Annotated in this window: 15 protein-coding genes; 9 read left to right on the forward strand and 6 right to left on the reverse strand. The window is 73.9% G+C overall.

Annotated elements, in window-relative coordinates; all coding sequences use genetic code 11:
• Positions 1-136: 136 nt before the first annotated feature.
• From ACZ51I_RS12100 to ACZ51I_RS12115, 4 genes are all read right to left on the reverse strand, one after another.
• Positions 137-745, reverse strand: coding sequence for an Rv1733c family protein (locus tag ACZ51I_RS12100; protein ID WP_468874343.1), 609 nt, complete (start codon positions 743-745; stop codon positions 137-139).
• 115 nt (positions 746-860) lie between these two features.
• Positions 861-1,694, reverse strand: a complete 834-nt coding sequence (locus ACZ51I_RS12105; protein ID WP_468874346.1) for an MOSC domain-containing protein — start codon at positions 1,692-1,694, stop codon at positions 861-863.
• 52 nt (positions 1,695-1,746) lie between these two features.
• Positions 1,747-2,244 (reverse strand): DUF6643 family protein, encoded by a 498-nt coding sequence (locus ACZ51I_RS12110; protein ID WP_468874348.1) that lies wholly within the window; start codon positions 2,242-2,244, stop codon positions 1,747-1,749.
• Between the two features lie 340 nt (positions 2,245-2,584).
• Positions 2,585-3,484: a UbiA family prenyltransferase gene (locus ACZ51I_RS12115; RefSeq protein ID WP_468874351.1), complete on the reverse strand. Its 900-nt coding sequence runs from the start codon at positions 3,482-3,484 to the stop codon at positions 2,585-2,587.
• Positions 3,485-3,563: 79 nt separating this feature from the next.
• Between ACZ51I_RS12115 and ACZ51I_RS12120 the strand changes: the two genes are divergently transcribed.
• From ACZ51I_RS12120 to ACZ51I_RS12130, 3 genes are read left to right on the forward strand one after another with little or no spacing between them, the layout of a single operon-like run.
• Positions 3,564-4,670: a type III polyketide synthase gene (locus ACZ51I_RS12120; protein ID WP_468874354.1), complete on the forward strand. Its 1,107-nt coding sequence runs from the start codon at positions 3,564-3,566 to the stop codon at positions 4,668-4,670.
• A 7-nt stretch (positions 4,671-4,677) separates the two neighbouring features.
• Complete coding sequence (locus ACZ51I_RS12125) at positions 4,678-5,214, forward strand: isoprenylcysteine carboxyl methyltransferase family protein (RefSeq protein ID WP_468874355.1); 537 nt, start codon at positions 4,678-4,680, stop codon at positions 5,212-5,214.
• Positions 5,211-6,239 (forward strand): NAD(P)/FAD-dependent oxidoreductase, encoded by a 1,029-nt coding sequence (locus ACZ51I_RS12130; RefSeq protein WP_468874358.1) that lies wholly within the window; start codon positions 5,211-5,213, stop codon positions 6,237-6,239. Before ACZ51I_RS12125 ends, ACZ51I_RS12130 begins: the two co-directional genes overlap by 4 nt.
• A gap of 22 nt (positions 6,240-6,261) precedes the next feature.
• Here the strand turns inward: ACZ51I_RS12130 and ACZ51I_RS12135 are convergent, their stop codons facing one another.
• Positions 6,262-7,458 carry a glycosyltransferase gene (locus tag ACZ51I_RS12135; RefSeq protein WP_468874360.1) on the reverse strand — a complete coding sequence of 399 codons (1,197 nt, stop codon included), beginning with the start codon at positions 7,456-7,458 and terminating at the stop codon, positions 6,262-6,264.
• Positions 7,459-7,516: 58 nt separating this feature from the next.
• On the opposite strand from ACZ51I_RS12135, the gene ACZ51I_RS12140 reads away from it, so the two are divergent.
• From ACZ51I_RS12140 to ACZ51I_RS12165, 6 genes are all read left to right on the forward strand, one after another.
• Positions 7,517-8,311, forward strand: coding sequence for a glutamate racemase (locus tag ACZ51I_RS12140; protein ID WP_468874362.1), 795 nt, complete (start codon positions 7,517-7,519; stop codon positions 8,309-8,311).
• Positions 8,312-8,382: 71 nt separating this feature from the next.
• Positions 8,383-8,955 (forward strand): hypothetical protein, encoded by a 573-nt coding sequence (locus tag ACZ51I_RS12145; protein ID WP_468874365.1) that lies wholly within the window; start codon positions 8,383-8,385, stop codon positions 8,953-8,955.
• Positions 8,956-9,074: 119 nt separating this feature from the next.
• Positions 9,075-10,673: an apolipoprotein N-acyltransferase gene (gene lnt / locus ACZ51I_RS12150; RefSeq protein WP_468874368.1), complete on the forward strand. Its 1,599-nt coding sequence runs from the start codon at positions 9,075-9,077 to the stop codon at positions 10,671-10,673.
• A 72-nt stretch (positions 10,674-10,745) separates the two neighbouring features.
• Positions 10,746-11,228 carry an NUDIX hydrolase gene (locus tag ACZ51I_RS12155; protein ID WP_468874371.1) on the forward strand — a complete coding sequence of 161 codons (483 nt, stop codon included), beginning with the start codon at positions 10,746-10,748 and terminating at the stop codon, positions 11,226-11,228.
• A gap of 55 nt (positions 11,229-11,283) precedes the next feature.
• Positions 11,284-12,123, forward strand: coding sequence for a 3-hydroxybutyrate dehydrogenase (locus ACZ51I_RS12160; protein WP_468874373.1), 840 nt, complete (start codon positions 11,284-11,286; stop codon positions 12,121-12,123).
• Positions 12,124-12,191: 68 nt separating this feature from the next.
• Positions 12,192-14,087, forward strand: coding sequence for a helix-turn-helix domain-containing protein (locus ACZ51I_RS12165; protein WP_468874376.1), 1,896 nt, complete (start codon positions 12,192-12,194; stop codon positions 14,085-14,087).
• A gap of 82 nt (positions 14,088-14,169) precedes the next feature.
• On the opposite strand, the gene ACZ51I_RS12170 is transcribed toward ACZ51I_RS12165, so the two are convergent.
• Positions 14,170-15,537 carry an MFS transporter gene (locus tag ACZ51I_RS12170; protein WP_468874378.1) on the reverse strand — a complete coding sequence of 456 codons (1,368 nt, stop codon included), beginning with the start codon at positions 15,535-15,537 and terminating at the stop codon, positions 14,170-14,172.
• Between the last annotated feature and the right edge of the window lie 46 nt (positions 15,538-15,583).

Below are 15,583 nucleotides of genomic sequence, written 5' to 3' on the forward strand. Positions count from 1 at the left end.
GGTCGCCGGCCCCCGCCCGTCCGGGAGGCCCGGCCGCCGCCGGACATGCGTCACCGCCGGTCCGGGCCGGTCCGGAGCGGTCGGGCTCGGTCGGCGAGCGGTCGAAGTCGAAAGCGGGCCGGGGTGCGCGCCGGGTTCAGCTTCCCGTGCCCGTACGACCCCAGTCGGGACCCGCCGCAGCCCACGCGCGGTCGAGGCGCGCGTACCGCCGCAGCACCAGTCTGCGGAGGGCGAGCCGGCGCACGAGCTCCACCAGCGAGCCGACGAGGAGCGCGGCCGTCAGGCCCGTGACGATCGCGTGCGCGCGAGCCGTCCCCGCCTGCATCGGCGGCGGCACCGGGCGCCCGCCGCGGTCCGTCCAGAGGCGGAAGGTGGCGCCGGGCGCGGAGCGCTGCCGTGCCGTGGCGATCGTCCCCGTACGGACCGAGCCGTCCGGCGCGGTCCAGCGGGCCACGACGGAGCGCCGCAGCCGCTCCTCCCCGGCGGCCTCGACGGACGCGGCGCCGCTCACGGGTCCGTCGGCGAGGCGCACCACCCGGGCCGTCGTCGGCAACCGCTGTTCCTGCTGCGTGCGGACCGCGCGGGACAGCGAGCCGTACGCGGAGGTGCCGGCCGCCCAGCCGGTCAGGGGCACGGCGACGCAGAGGAGTACGACCGCCGCGAAGGCGATCCACGCCTCGACGAGATCGGTGGTCCGGCGCAGGGGATTGTGCCGCCAGCGCCAGAGTCCGGTGGCTGCGCGCACGTCGGGACCCCCTCGTTGTTCGCCGCTCCTCGTTCGCCGCTCTTCCAACGAGTGTGCCCCGGGGGTGGGTTCCCCGCCTGTCGGGTCGGTCGGGACACTCCCCCCAGCGGCTCCCTCAGTCCAGGATCTTCACGGCGTCACCGACCCGGATCGTGCCGGTGTGCTCGGGGACGAGGTTCTGGCCGAAGATGACCCGGCCGTCGCTCTTGCGGTGCCGGGCGAGGGTCCGCAGGGGCTCCTTGCCCCGCTCGGCGGTGAGCTGGTCCGTCGTGGTGACGACGCAGCGCCCGCAGGGCCTGGCGACCCGGAAGGTGACCTCTCCTACGGCGAGCCGCGTCCAGCCGTCCTCCGCCCAGGGGGCGGTGCCCTCGACGACCAGGTTCGGCCGGAACCGGTTCATCGGCAGGGGGCCCTCGTCGGCGTGGTCGCCCTGGGCGATCAGGGAGTTGAGGGCGTCGAGCGAGGCGGTGGTGGTGACGAGCAGCGGATAGCCGTCGGCGAAGCTGACGGTCTCGCCGGGCAGCGCGTAGTCGGGATCGACGGGCCGCCGGTGCTCGGGCGCGTCCATGTGCACGAGCCGTACGTCGGTCTCCAGGTACGCCGAGAGCCAGGCGGCCGCGGCGGCGTCGGCCGGGACCGCCTCCACGGGCTTGTCGAATATCTCCACCGTGACGGTGGCGGTGGCGGGCGGGGGCTGCGGTACCTCGACCTCCAGCGTCGGCCGGCCGGGAGCGGACAGCGAGACCCCGCCGCCCGGCAGCGGCTCGGCCGTGGCCAACGCCATCCGGGGGTGACGGCGTTGGGTCACGACCTTGTTCGCGGCGTCGACGACGGTCCAGCGGCGGTCCCCGGCGAGCCCCCAGGGCTGCACCTCGGCCTCCGTACGGGCCAGCGCGCGCATGGCTTTCACGGGGTGGACGTGGACGGAGCGGAGCACAGGAGTCGGCATGCCCTCATCCTGCCAGCCGCCCGGCCCGCCGTCGGCCGGTGCGCGGAGCCGGTCAGTAACCCCCGCCCTGGTAGGAGCGGTTGTACGGGTCGTCGTACGGCGCGGGGGTCGGGACCGGTGCGGGTCGGGCGGCCGCCGGGCGCATCGCCTCGTAGCCGGCGGCGGCCGGACGGGGCTGCTGCGGGTACTGACCACCCGGGTAGCCGCGCGGGGCCACTTGCTGCTGCGGGATGTACGGAGCCGGGGCGTGCTGCAGCGGCACGGGGGCCATCTGCGGCGCCGGCTGCGGGTAGCCGTACCCGCCGCCGTAGGCGGGGGCGGGCTGGGGGCTGTGCGCCGCCGGGAGGGCGGGCAGCGCCGAGGGGAGCGCCGGAAGGTAGGAACCGCTTCCGGCTCCGGCGTAACTGCCGGTGTCGTAGGCGGCGGGCACTCGGATCGGGGCGATCTGAGGCGTGCCCCGCTCCGCGACCAGGGAGTCGTAGATCGGGGTGTCCGGGAAGGACGGCGCGGTGTGGTAACCGCCTCCATAGGTGGAGCGGGGGGAGGTCATGGCACATAAGGTAAGCCCAGATGTGCCGGTTGGGGAGCCCCCATCTTGGGGTTATCCGTTTTACGCTGTTTTCACCGCCGTGACCTGCCCAAACGCGCTAAAGCCCGCGTTAATTCGGGGGTTTTCCCGTTGCCCGTCCCGGAGTTGACGGGAAGTGTCGGCCTGACTCCACGGCGACATCCGCCCTTCGGCCCCGAACTCGATTACCGAAGGTAACTGCGTGATATCCGTACGGCGACTGTACACAGGGTGGCCGCCCGATCACTGATCCGGGCTCCCCGCATTCCGTCACACGCGCTCCGGGTGGAAATCGGTTTTCCCGATACCGTCGGCGGCCGTTCTATCCGTGGGTCAGCGCACCTCCGGCCAGAACCAGGAGCGCGGCGTCGAGGCCGGCCATGGCCAGGACGACGACGAAGGGCGCGCGCCCGCGCGCCAGAGCGGGCGGTCCGCTCACGGCCGCCAGGCACAGCACGAGCGTCAGCCCGAGCACGCTCACTCCGACCGGGGTCACCGGGCCCGTCGGACCGAGCGTCAGGAGCAGACTGGAAGCGAGTGCCAGGACGGCGGCCGACGCGACGGACGGTCTCCGGCCGGCTCTCTGCGGAAGTCCGCGTACACCGCCCGCGAGGTCGTCCTCCAGGTCGGGCAGCACGTTGGCGAAGTGGGCGCTCGTCCCCAGGAGCGCCGCCGCGGCGATCAGCCACAGGGGCGGCCACGGTCGGCCGGGCAGGCTCAGCGTCAGGAACGCGGGCAGCAGCCCGAAGGCGAGGGCGTAGGGGAGCCAGGAGAGGACCGTACGTTTGAGCCACAGGTTGTACGCCCACGCGGCGGCGACGCAGCCGAGGTGCACGGCGCCCGCCAGGACTCCGCAGGCCGGCGACAGCACGACGCACACGAGGAGAGCCGCACCGGCCGCCGTGCCCACCACGGCCGGCCGTGCCGCCCCCGTGGCCAGAGGCTTGTCCCGGCGTCCGGCGGCCCGGTCGCGCCGGAGATCCAGCCGGTCGTTGCACCAGCCGATCGACAACTGGCCCGCGGCGACCGCGCCCACCGCCGTCGCCGCGGAAGGGAGATCCAGCCCGAACGCGGCGGCCAGCAGCGCCGCGAGCCCCGTCACCGCCGCCGCGGGCAAGGGGTGACTGGCCTTCAGAAGCCCCAGGAGAGACGGGGGTTCCGCCTGGCCGGGAATCGGCGTGGCGGCGAGGCGGTGGATTCCTTCATCCGTGGTGGAGGGCACCCGCACCACGCTATGCGACGGCGCGCCCACCGCCGCCGGGTTGAGCGCGGCGGCGTCCCCCTGTCCCTATGTTGGAGCAATGACCTGCGTCCTCGCGGTGAGCACGGTCTTCCCGCCGCACCGCTACATGCAACACGAGATCACCGAAGACCTCGTCTCCGGCCTGCCGCCCGGACCCGAACGGGAGCTCGTGCGGAGGCTGCACGCGGCGGCCGGCGTGGAGAGCCGCCATCTGGCTCTGCCCCTCGACCGCTACCGCGACCTCGGCACCTTCGGCGATACCAACCGCGTCTTCGTCGAACTCGCCACCACCCTGGGAGCCGAGGCCGTCGAGCGGGCGCTCGACGAAGCCGGCGTGCGCCCGGAGGACGTCGACCTGGTCGTCTCCACGACGGTGACCGGTATCGCGACCCCCTCCATCGATGCCCGCCTCGCCGCACGGACGGGTCTGCGCCCGGACGTCAAGCGCCTCCCGCTGTTCGGGCTCGGGTGCTCCGGGGGCGCCGCCGGACTGGCCCGCGTCCACGACTTCCTCGACGGGCGGCCGGGCGGCACCGCACTTCTGCTCTCCACCGAACTGTGCTCCCTCACCCTCCAGCGCGGCGACTTGTCCAGGGCGAACCTGGTGGCGGGCAGCCTGTTCGGGGACGGAGTCGCCGCGCTCGTCGCGGTGGGCGGCGACCACCCCCGTACGGCATCCCCCACGACGGCCCGTACGGCCTCACCTACGTCGTCCCGCTGGTCCGGAGTCGCCGTGCCGACCGTCGTGGCGGCGCGCAGCCGCCTCTATCCGGGGACCGAGCACCTGCTGGGCTGGGACGTCGGCGACTGGGGCTTCCGGATGGTGCTCGGTCCGGAGATCCCCGAGCTCGTCCGGCTGCACGTGACCGAGGAGGTCGAGTCCTTCCTCGCGGCCCACGACCTGAAACCCGCGGACGTCTCGGCCTGGATCTGCCACCCCGGCGGCCCCCGGATCCTTGACGCCCTCGCCGGTGAACTCGGACTGCCGGATGCGGCCCTCGCGGCGAGCCGCCGCGCGCTCGCCGCCCACGGCAACCTCTCCTCCGCCTCGGTGCTGCACATCCTGAACGACACGCAGGACGACCGGCCGCCGCCCGGAACGACCGCGCTGATGATCGCCTTCGGCCCCGGCTTCTCGTCCGACCTCGTCCTCCTGGCCTGGTGAGGGTGACATGACCCCGTACACCGTCCTGGTCCTGCTGGTCGCCGCCGAGCGGTTCGCGGAACTCGCCGTGGCGCGACGCAACGGCGCCTGGAGCCGAGTCCGAGGCGGCCGTGAGTACGGCGCCGGGCACTACCCCGCGATGGTCGCGCTGCACACCGCGTTCCTCCTCGGTTGCCTCGTCGAGCCCTGGGCGGCCGACCGGCCGTTCCTGCCCGCTCTCGGCTGGCCCGCCCTCGGGTTCACGGTGGCCGCCCAAGGGCTGCGCTGGTGGTGCATCAGCACCCTCGGACCCCGCTGGCACACCCGCGTCCTGATCGTCCCCGACCTGCCGCTGATCACCTCCGGCCCCTACCGGTACCTGCGGCACCCCAACTACGTGGCCGTCGTCGTCGAGGGCGTCGCGCTCCCCCTGGTCCACACCGCCTGGCTGACCGCCGCGGGCTTCACCCTCCTGAACCTGGCCCTGCTCACCGTGCGCATTCGCTGCGAGAACACCGCCCTGGCGCCGTCACGCTCGCTCTCGTCCCCCGGCGGCGCGACGTGATCGACCTCCTCGTCGTGGGCGGCGGTCCCGCGGGCCTGGCCACCGCGATCCACGCGGCGCGACGCGGCTTCGACGTCATGGTCGCCGAACCGCGTCCCTCGCCCGTCGACAAGGCGTGCGGAGAGGGCCTGATGCCCGCGGCGGTTCGCGCCTTGGACGCCCTCGACGTGCGGGTGTCCGGCCAGCACCTCCGAGGCATCCGCTATCTCGACTCCGCCGGCGACCGACGCGCCGAGGCCCTGTTCCCCGCGGGGCACGGTCTCGGCGCACGCCGGACCGTGCTGCACGAGGCACTCGCCACGCGGGCCGCCCGGCTCGGCATCCCCGTCGTCCCGCACCGCGTCCGGCAGGTGGCCCAGTCCGACGCGTACGTGACCGCCGACGGGATCACCGCCCGCTATCTCGTGGCGGCCGACGGCCTGCACTCACCGACCCGGCAGGCGCTCGGCCTGACCGTGCGCCCCGCCGCCCGGCGAGGCGCCCTCCGGTACGGACTGCGCCGCCACTACACCGTCGAGCCGTGGACCGACCTGGTCGAGGTGCACTGGTCCGCCGCGTGCGAGGCGTACGTCACGCCGCTGGGACCGCGAAAGGTCGGGGTCGCCATCCTCACCTCCCGCCGGCTCCCGTACGACGACCAGCTGGCCCGCTTCCCCCTCCTGGCCGCCCGCCTTCCCGCCGACGGCGGTTCACCTGTGCGGGGCGCCGGGCCGCTGCGTCAGCAGGCCCGCTCCCGGGTGGCCGGCCGCGTGCTGTTCGTGGGCGACGCCGCGGGGTACGTCGACGCGCTCACAGGAGAGGGCCTCACCCTCGCCCTGACGGCCGCGGACGCCGCCGTCCGCTGTCTCCAGGAGGGCCGCCCGCAGGCGTACGAACGCGCCTGGTGCCGACTGTCCCGCAGTTACCGGCTCCTGACGAGGTCCCTCCTCTGGACCCGGAACCAGCCACGACTGGCGCCCCTGATCACCCCGACGGCCGCACGGTTCCCCAGCGTGTTCCAGGGAGCGGTGAACCTGCTCGCCTGAGCCGCGCCCTTGCCGGGAGGCCTCACCGGTCCGGTGCCGCCTCCGGGCGCGCGTACGTCCGGCCCTTCCAGGCAGCGCCACGGCCTCGATAGTGCCGCACCGCCGAGTCCACCGTCATGAGGAGATAGAGGAACGCGGTGAACGGCAGCAGCGGAGCGAGCCACAGCGTCTGCCGGTAGTAGCGGAGCATCGGCAGGTACGTCCCCGCCATCACCGCCCACGCGATGCCACCGGCCCACGCCGCCACCGTGTCCCCGCCCCAGACGCCCACCACCAGGGCCATCGGTGGCACCAGATAAACGAGCGCGAGCCCCGCCACCGTCCCCACGAGCAGCAGTGGGTTGTGCCGGAGCTGCGCGTACGCGCTCCGCGTGATCATCCGCCACAGCTCGCCGAGACCCGGATACGGCCGGACGCTGTCGACCCGCTCCGCGAGCCCCAGCCAGATCCGGCCCCCGGCCCGCCGCACCGCCCGCGCGAGCGACACGTCGTCGATCACCGCATGCCGGATCGCCTCCGGCACGCCCGCCGCCACCGCCGTCTCCGTCCGCAGCAGCACGCAGCCGCCCGCCGCGGCCGTCGCCAGGGGCCGCTCCCGGTTGATCCAGCGGAAGGGATACAGCTGGGCGAAGAAGTAGACGAACGCCGGCACGACCAGCCGCTCCCACAGGCTCGCGACCCGCAGCCGGGCCATCTGCGACACCAGGTCCAGGTCATGGTCCACGGCCGCCGTCACGAGCCGCCGCAGGCTGTCCGGCTCGTGCGCGATGTCCGCGTCCGTCAGGAGCAGGAACTCCGGCCCACGCGCGCGTGCCAGCGCCATTCCGTGCCGCAGCGCCCACAGCTTCCCCGTCCAGCCCGCCTCCGGCTCTCCCGGCGACACGACGGTCAGCGGCAGCCCCCCGTACCGCTCGGCCAGCCCGACCGCGACCTTCCCCGTCCCGTCCGTACTCCCGTCGTCGACGAGGAAGACCTCCGCGTCCCCCGGATAGTCCTGCGCGAGCAGCGACGGCAGACTCAGCGGCAGCACCTCGGCCTCGTCACGCGCCGGTACGACGACGGCCACCCGCGGCCACCCGCCCGGCGGTTCGTTCCGTGCCGGCGGCGTGCCCCGCTCGGGCGGCAGCCGCTGATCGGTGCGCCAGAAGAAACCCTGGCCCAGGAGCAGCCAGAGCCAGGCGGCCAGGGAGACGATCGAGAACCAGGCAAGGGTGCTCATTCGCGGCAGTCTGCCCCAGATCGCGGGGCCGGCAACGCTCATCGGCTAGGGTGACCGGGTGAAGATCGCGCTCATGGACTCCGGAATCGGCCTCCTCCCGGCGGCGGCCGCGGTGCGTCGGCTCCGGCCGGACGCGGATCTCCTCCTCTCCAACGACCCCGACGGCATGCCGTGGGGCCCCCGCACCCCCGAGGACCTGACGGGGCGTGCCGTCGACGTCGCCCTCGCCGCCGCCGAGCACCGCCCGCAGGCGCTCATCGTGGCCTGCAACACCGCCACCGTGCACGCCCTGCCCGCCCTGCGCGCCGCGCTCGAACCGGACATCCCCGTCATCGGCACCGTGCCCGCGATCAAGCCCGCCGCCGCGGGCGGCGGCAAGGTCGCCATCTGGGCCACCCCCGCCACGACCGGCAGCGCCTACCAGCGCGGACTCATCCGCGACTTCGCCGACGGCGCCGAGGTCACCGAGGTGCCCTGCCCGGGCCTCGCCGACGCCGTGGAGCACGCCGACCGGGACGCCGTGGACGCCGCCGTCGCCGCGGCCGCCGCACTCACCCCGACCGACGTCCGCGCCGTCGTCCTCGGCTGCACCCATTACGAACTGGTCGAGGAGCGGATCCTCACCGCCCTGGAGGTCCACCGCCGGGCCGGGCTGCCGCCGATCGTCTTCCACGGCTCCGCCGACGCCGTCGCCGCGCAGGCCCTGCGCCGGATCGGCGCCGAGCCCGCCCCCGACGCGGACCCCACCGGCACCCTCTCCGTCCTGCTCAGCGGGCGGCCCGGGCAGCTCCCCGCCACCGCCCTGGGTTACGCGGAAGGCCGCGCCCTCGCGGCCACGGCCGCCGCGCACTGACCTCACCGAGCGTCAGCGGACGAATGCGCTCCGGCGCGCTGCCCGCGCCGAACCTGGGTACTCTCATCCGTATGAGGGAGCATTCCCGGAACCGGAAACCACGCGCCGACGAGCTGATGCCCGCCGTCTGGACCGGCCGCGCCACCAACCGCTTCCAGTGGGTCGCGGCCGTCGGCGGCGCCGCCTGCATGGCCCTGGGCATCACCCTCGCCGTCGAGTCCCCGTGGACCTCCGGCACCGCCGCCCTCCTCATGGCGGTCATCGGCTGCGTCGCGGCCGGACTGCTCGTCCTCTTCGGCACCCTCGCCTTCGTCCACGTCGCCGTGAAGGTCGACGACCGCGCCATGGAGGTCCGCTGCGGCCACATCGGCCTGCCGCGCCGCCGCATCCCGCTCACCCAGGTCGTCGGCGCCGACTTCGCGCCGAGCGTCACCCCGCGCCACTGGGGCGGCTGGGGCTACCGCTGGCGGCCCGAGAAGGGCACGGCCGTGATCGTCCGGCGCGGCGAGGCCCTGGTCCTGCGCCTCGGCGACGGCCTCACCTTCACGGTGACCGTCGACGACGCCGAGTCCGCGGTCCGTGTCATCCGCGACCTCCTCCGCCACCCGGCCCCGCCGGTCCCGCCCGCCGCGACCGGTGTGTGAACCCACGGCGCCCCGTGCCTCGCCCGCCGGGGTGAGGGGCGTCCGCGCCGGTCACGAGGGCTCCGGACCGACCCGTACCGCCCTCCCCGCGGACAGGATCGCCCCGTAGACTCCGCTGGGTGAGCGCCACCATCACCCCCGTCGACGCGCCGGGACCCGACACCGCACCCACGCCGGCCTCCCGGCTGCGACGGTTGATGCGGCCCGGTACGGCCCTGCTGTCCGGGTTCCTGCTCTACCTGAGCTTCCCGCCGCGCCCCCTGTGGTGGCTCGCGCTGCCCGCCTTCGCGCTGCTCGGCTGGACCCTGCGGGGCCGCCGACTCCGCGCCGGTTTCGGCCTCGGTTACCTCGCCGGTCTCGGCTTCCTCCTTCCGCTCCTCGTGTGGACCGGTGAGGAGGTCGGCGCCGGACCGTGGCTCGCCCTCGCCGCCGTCGAGGCGCTCTTCGTCGCCGCCGCCGGCCTCGGCATCGCGGCCGTCTCCCGGCTCCCCTGGTGGCCCTTCTTCGCCGCCGGGGTGTGGATCCTCTTGGAAGGGGCACGCGCGCGCGTGCCCTTCGGCGGCTTCCCCTGGGGCAAGGTCGCCTTCGGGCAGGCCGACGGCCTCCTCCTGCCGCTCGCCGCCGTCGGCGGCACCCCGGTGCTCGGCTTCGCCGTCGCCCTCTGCGGCTTCGGGCTCTACGAGGCGTACCGGCGGTTCCACGCGTACCGGGCCACCGGCACCGTCCCGCGCGGCCCGCTCGCCGCCGCGGCGCTCTCCGTCCTCGTGCCGGTCACCGGCGCTCTCACCGCGCTGCCCCTCGTCGACGACTCCGCCGAGAACGGCACCGCCACCGTCGCGGCCGTCCAGGGCAACGTGCCCCGCCTCGGCCTCGACTTCAACTCCCAGCGCCGGGCCGTCCTCGACAACCACGTCGCCCGCACCAGGGAACTCGCCCAGGCCGTGAAGGACGGCAGGGAGCCGCAGCCCGACTTCGTGCTCTGGCCGGAGAACTCCTCCGACATCGACCCGTACGCGAACGCCGACGCGGCCGACGTCATCGACGGCGCCGTCAAGGCGATCGGCGTGCCCACCGTGATCGGCGCCGTCGTCACCCCCGAGACCGGCAAGCTCCGCAACACCCTCATCCAGTGGGACCCCGAACGCGGCCCCGTCGCCACCTACGACAAGCGGCACGTCCAGCCCTTCGGCGAGTACATCCCGATGCGTTCCTTCGTACGGATCTTCAACAGCAACGTCGACCGGGTGAGCCGTGACTTCGGCGCCGGTACGAAGGTCGGCGTCTTCGACCTCGCCGGCACGAAGGTCGGCCTCGCGACCTGCTACGAGGCGGCCTTCGACTGGGCCGTGCGCGACACGGTCACACACGGCGCCCAGCTGATCTCCGTCCCCAGCAACAACGCCACCTTCGGCCGCAGCGAGATGACCTACCAGCAGCTCGCGATGAGCCGGGTTCGCGCCGTCGAACACAGCCGCTCGGTCGTCGTGCCCGTCACCAGCGGGGTCAGCGCGATCATCCGCCCGGACGGCGAGATCGTCGCGCAGACCAGGATGTTCACCCCGGACGTCCTCGTCGAGAAGGTGCCGCTGCGCTCCTCGCAGACCCCGGCGACCCGCCTGGGCACCCTGCCCGAGGCCCTCCTCGCGGTGCTCGCGGCGGCCGGTCTCGGCTGGGCCACCGCCCGCGCGCTCCGCGCCCGGCGGACCCCGGCGGGCTGAGGCGCTGAGGGACGGGTCCGGGCGCCACACCCGGGCCCAGGCCCCGATTCGTAGATGATCTAGGGTCTGGGGATGGGTACCCCTGACTTCATACGCGAACTGCGCAAGACGGCCGGCCACCAGCTGCTCTTCCTGCCGGGCGTCAGCGCCGTCGTCTTCGACGACCGGGGCCGGGTCCTGCTCGGGAAGCGGACCGACAACGGCCACTGGTCGGTCGTCGGCGGCATCCCGGAGCCGGGGGAGCAGCCCGCCGACGCCGTGGTCCGCGAGGTGTACGAGGAGACGGCCGTGCGCTGCGTGGCCGAGCGGATCGTGCTCGTGGAGACCCTGCGCAAGCCCGTCGTCTACCCCAACGGCGACATCTGCCAGTACATGGACGTCGCGTTCCGCTGCCGGGCGATCGGGGGCGAGGCCCGGGTCAACGACGACGAGTCGACCGAGGTCGGCTGGTTCGACGTGGACGCCCTGCCGGAGATGAAGCGCTTCTCGTATCTGCGGATCGAGAAGGCCCTCGCCGACGAACCCACATGGTTCCGCACCACAGCATCCAGTTGAACTATGGGCCCGGCGCACATCGGTGGGGGAGGAGCCCATTCATAGGGTGCGGAGCATGAGCGCCCCCATCACCCTCCCCGGCACCGAGCCCGGTGCCGACCTCGCCTCGCCCCTGCCCCGCGCCGCGGGCCTCGCCCTCGACCTCACCGGCCGCACCGCGCTCGTCACCGGCGCGGCCGGCGGCATCGGGCGCGCCTGCGCGCTGCGGCTCGCCGCCGCCGGGGCCCGGGTCAGAGCCGTCGACCGGGCCGCCGAGGGCCTGGAGACCCTGGCCGAGGAGGCCGGCGCCCTCGCCGGCAGCCTCGAACCGCGACTCCTCGACCTCACCGATCTGGACGCGGCGGAGGCGGCCGCCGCCGGCACCGACATCCTCGTCAACAACGCCGGGATCCAGCTGGTCCGGCCCATCGAGGAGTTCCCCCCGGACGTCTTCCACACCGTGCTCACCGTGATGCTGGAGGCACCCTTCCGGCTCATCCGGGGCGCCCTGCCCCACATGTACGGCCAGGGCTGGGGGCGGATCGTGAACCTCTCCTCCGTCCACGGGCTGCGCGCCTCCCCCTTCAAGTCCGCCTATGTGGCCGCCAAACACGGTCTGGAGGGCCTCTCCAAGACCGCCGCCCTCGAAGGCGCGCCGCACGGCGTCACCTCCAACTGCGTCAATCCCGGCTACGTCCGCACCCCGCTCGTCGAACGGCAGATCGCCGACCAGGCCGCCGCCCACGGCATTCCGCCGGAGCGCGTCCTCGCCGAGGTGCTCCTCAAGGACTCGGCGCTCAAGCGGCTCATCGAACCGGAGGAGGTCGCCGAGGCCGTCCTGTACCTCTGCACCCCCCAGGCCTCGTTCATCACCGGCACCTCCCTCACCCTCGACGGCGGCTGGACCGCCCACTGAGACAGCTCCCTGTGCAGCTCGTCCACAGGGGTGGTGCGACCACACGTACGGCAGGTATCCCTGTGTCCATGTCCCACGAACACGTCTCCTACCTGGAACTCCTCGCCCGGGGAGCGGCGGCGGAGGCCTACGACCGGCCCGTGCTGCTCGCCCGTGCGAGCGGCGCGGGCCCCGAGGCGCTCGCCGAACTCGAGGAGGCCAAGCAGCTCGCGCTGCGGGTCCGGGCCGAGCTGGAGGGGCGGCGGCGCCGCGAGGCGGAACTGTCCGCCCTCTTCGCCACCGCCCACGACCTCGCGGGACTCCGGGACCTCGACGCGGTGCTGCGTGCCATCGTCCAGCGCGCCCGTGCGCTCCTCGGCACCGAGGTCGCCTACCTCAGCCTCAACGACCCGACCGCCGGTGACACGTACATGCGGGTCACCGAGGGCTCGGTCTCCGCCCGGTTCCAGCAGGTGCGCCTCGGCATGGGCGAGGGGCTCGGCGGCCTCGTCGCGCAGACCGCCCGCCCGTACGTCACCGAGGACTACTTCGAGGATCCGCGTTTCCAGCACACGCGCACCATTGACGCGGCGGTGCGGGACGAGGGCCTCGTCGCCATCCTCGGAGTGCCGCTCAGCCTCGGCAGCCAGGTCATCGGCGTCCTGTTCGCCGCCGACCGCAGGGCCAGGGTCTTCGAACGCGAACAGGTCGCCCTGCTCGGCTCCTTCGCCGCGCATGCCGCCGTCGCCATCGACACCGCCAACCTGCTCGCCGAGACCCGCTCGGCCCTCGCCGAGCTGGAGCGGGCCAACGACATCATCCGCGAGCACAGCGGAGTCATCGAACGGGCCTCCGAGGTCCACGACCGGCTCTCCGAACTGGTCCTGCACGGCGGTGGAGTCCACGACGTGGCCGACGCCGTCTCCGAGGTCCTCGGCGGGACCGTCGAGTTCACCAAGGCGGGCGCCGGCTCGGCCCGCCGCGCCGGGGGCCACGCGGTCCGCGAGGGCGACGACTGGGTGGCCGCCGTGTCCGCCGGCGGTGAGACCCTGGGCGCGCTCGTGCTCCACGGACAGCCCGACCTCGACCCCGTCGACCAGCGCACCCTGGAGCGCGCCGCCCTCGTCACCTCCCTCCTGCTGCTCGCCCGCCGCTCGGCGGGCGAGGCCGAACAGCGGGTGCGCGGCGAGCTCCTCGACGACCTTCTCGACACCCCCGACCGGGACCGCCGCCTGCTGCGCGAGCGCGCCGCCCGCCTCCGTACCGACAGCGACGCCCCGCATGTCGTGCTCGCCGCCCGCATCGACGGGGCGGCGGGCGGCGCCGCGGACTCCGACGCCGGCCGCAGGGAGAGCGCCGACCGCCAGCGCCTGTGGTCGGCCGCCTCGCACCTGGCCGCCACTCGCCACGGACTCGCCTCGGCACGCGACGGCGGTACGGTCCTGCTGCTGCCGCTCGGTCCGGGAGAGACCGCCGCCGACCTCGCTCGCCAGACCGCCCGAAGCCTCGGCGGCACCCTGCGCGAGCCGGTCACCGTCGGCGCCTCCGCCCCCGTACGGACGCTCCTCGATCGCCCGGACCAGGTGGCCGTCGCGTACCAGGAGGCACGGCGCTGCCTGGACGCGCTCGTCCTGCTGCACCGCTCCGGCCAGGGCGCGGCCGCCGAGGACCTGGGCTTCCTGGGCCTCCTCCTCGCGGACGGCCGGGACGTCGACGGCTTCGTGGACCGGACGATCGGGCAGGTCGTCGCCTACGACCGGCGCCGTGGCACCGACCTCGTCCGCACCCTGGACGCCTACTTCGCCAGCGGCATGAGCCCGGCCCGCACCAAGGACGAACTCCACGTCCACGTCAACACGGTGGCACAGCGCCTGGAACGGGTCGGCCGGCTCCTCGGCCCCGACTGGCAGTCCCCGGCCCGCGCCCTGGAGATCCAGCTGGCGCTCCGCCTGCACGCCCTCTCGGACGCCGTCACTGGAAGGTGACGCGCACAGCCCCGTGCCCCGCTCGTGTCGAGCGGGGCACGGGGCATTCCGGGACTCTTCCAGGATTCCTCCGGGACGCGGATCAGGCCTCGGCGCGGACGCGGGCGTCCTCGGCGCTCGGCTCGTCGACCTCGCCGAGGTCGCGGAAGCGGGTCTCGCGGGCGCAGGCGAGGGCGACGACCGTGAGCAGCGCGGCGGCGATCACGTACAGGGCGATCGGCGTCGAGCTGCCGTAGTCGGCGAGGAGCGCGGTCGCGATGAGCGGCGCGGGCGCCCCGGCGGCCACGGAGGAGAACTGGGCGCCGATGGAGGCGCCGGAGTACCGCATCCGCGTGGCGAACATCTCGGAGAAGAAGGCCGCCTGCGGTGCGTACATCGCCCCGTGCAGGACCAGGCCGACGGTGACGGCGAGCAGCAGGGAGCCGAAGCTGCCGCGGTCGATCAACAGGAAGAACGGGAACATCCAGGCCCCGACACCGACCGCGCCGACCAGGTAGACCGGCCGGCGGCCGATCCGGTCGGAGAGCGCGCCCCAGGCGGGGATGACGGCGAAGTGGACGGCGGAGGCGATGAGCACGGCGTTCAGGGCGGTCTGCTTGCTCAGGCCGACCTGGGTGGTGGCGTACACGAGGATGAACGCGGTGATGACGTAGTACGAGATGTTCTCCGCCATGCGGGCGCCCATCGCGATCAGCACGTCCCGCCAGTGGTGCTTCAGGACCGCGACCAGCGGCATCTTCTCCGCCTGACCGGCGAGCGCCTTGCGTTCCTCGGCCGCGGCGAGCGCCGCCTTGAAGACGGGGGACTCGTCGACGGAGAGGCGGATCCACAGGCCGACGATCACCAGGACGCCGGAGAGCAGGAACGGCACGCGCCAGCCCCAGGAGGCGAAGGAGGCGTCCGAGAGCAGCGCGGTCAGCGCGGAGAGCACACCCGTCGCGAGCAACTGCCCGGCGGGCGCGCCGGTCTGCGGCCAGGAGGCCCAGAACCCGCGCCGCTTCGCGTCCCCGTGCTCGGAGACGAGCAGGACGGCCCCGCCCCACTCACCACCGAGCGCGAAGCCCTGCACCAGCCGCAGCGCCGTGAGCAGCAGGGGCGCGGCGGATCCGACGGTCGCGTACGTCGGCAGCAAACCGATCGCGAACGTCGCCCCGCCCATCAGGAGCAGGCTCAGGACCAGCAGCTTCTTCCGCCCGAGCCGGTCCCCGTAGTGCCCGAAGACGAGCGCGCCGAGCGGCCGCGCGGCGAACCCGACCGCGTAGGTCAGGAAGGACAGCAGCGTCCCGACCAGCGGATCGGAGTCCGGAAAGAACAACTTGTTGAACACGAGCGCCGCGGCTGACCCGTACAGGAAGAAGTCGTACCACTCGATGGTGGTGCCGATGAGGCTGGCGGCGACGATGCGCTTGAGGGAACCGGGGGGTGTGGGAGCGGTTGTTGCGGCGGCCATGTGCACCACTTCCAGGCATGTGCGGGGACGTTTCGGTGTCGCCATA

This window comes from Streptomyces sp. NPDC034084 (assembly GCF_055575535.1).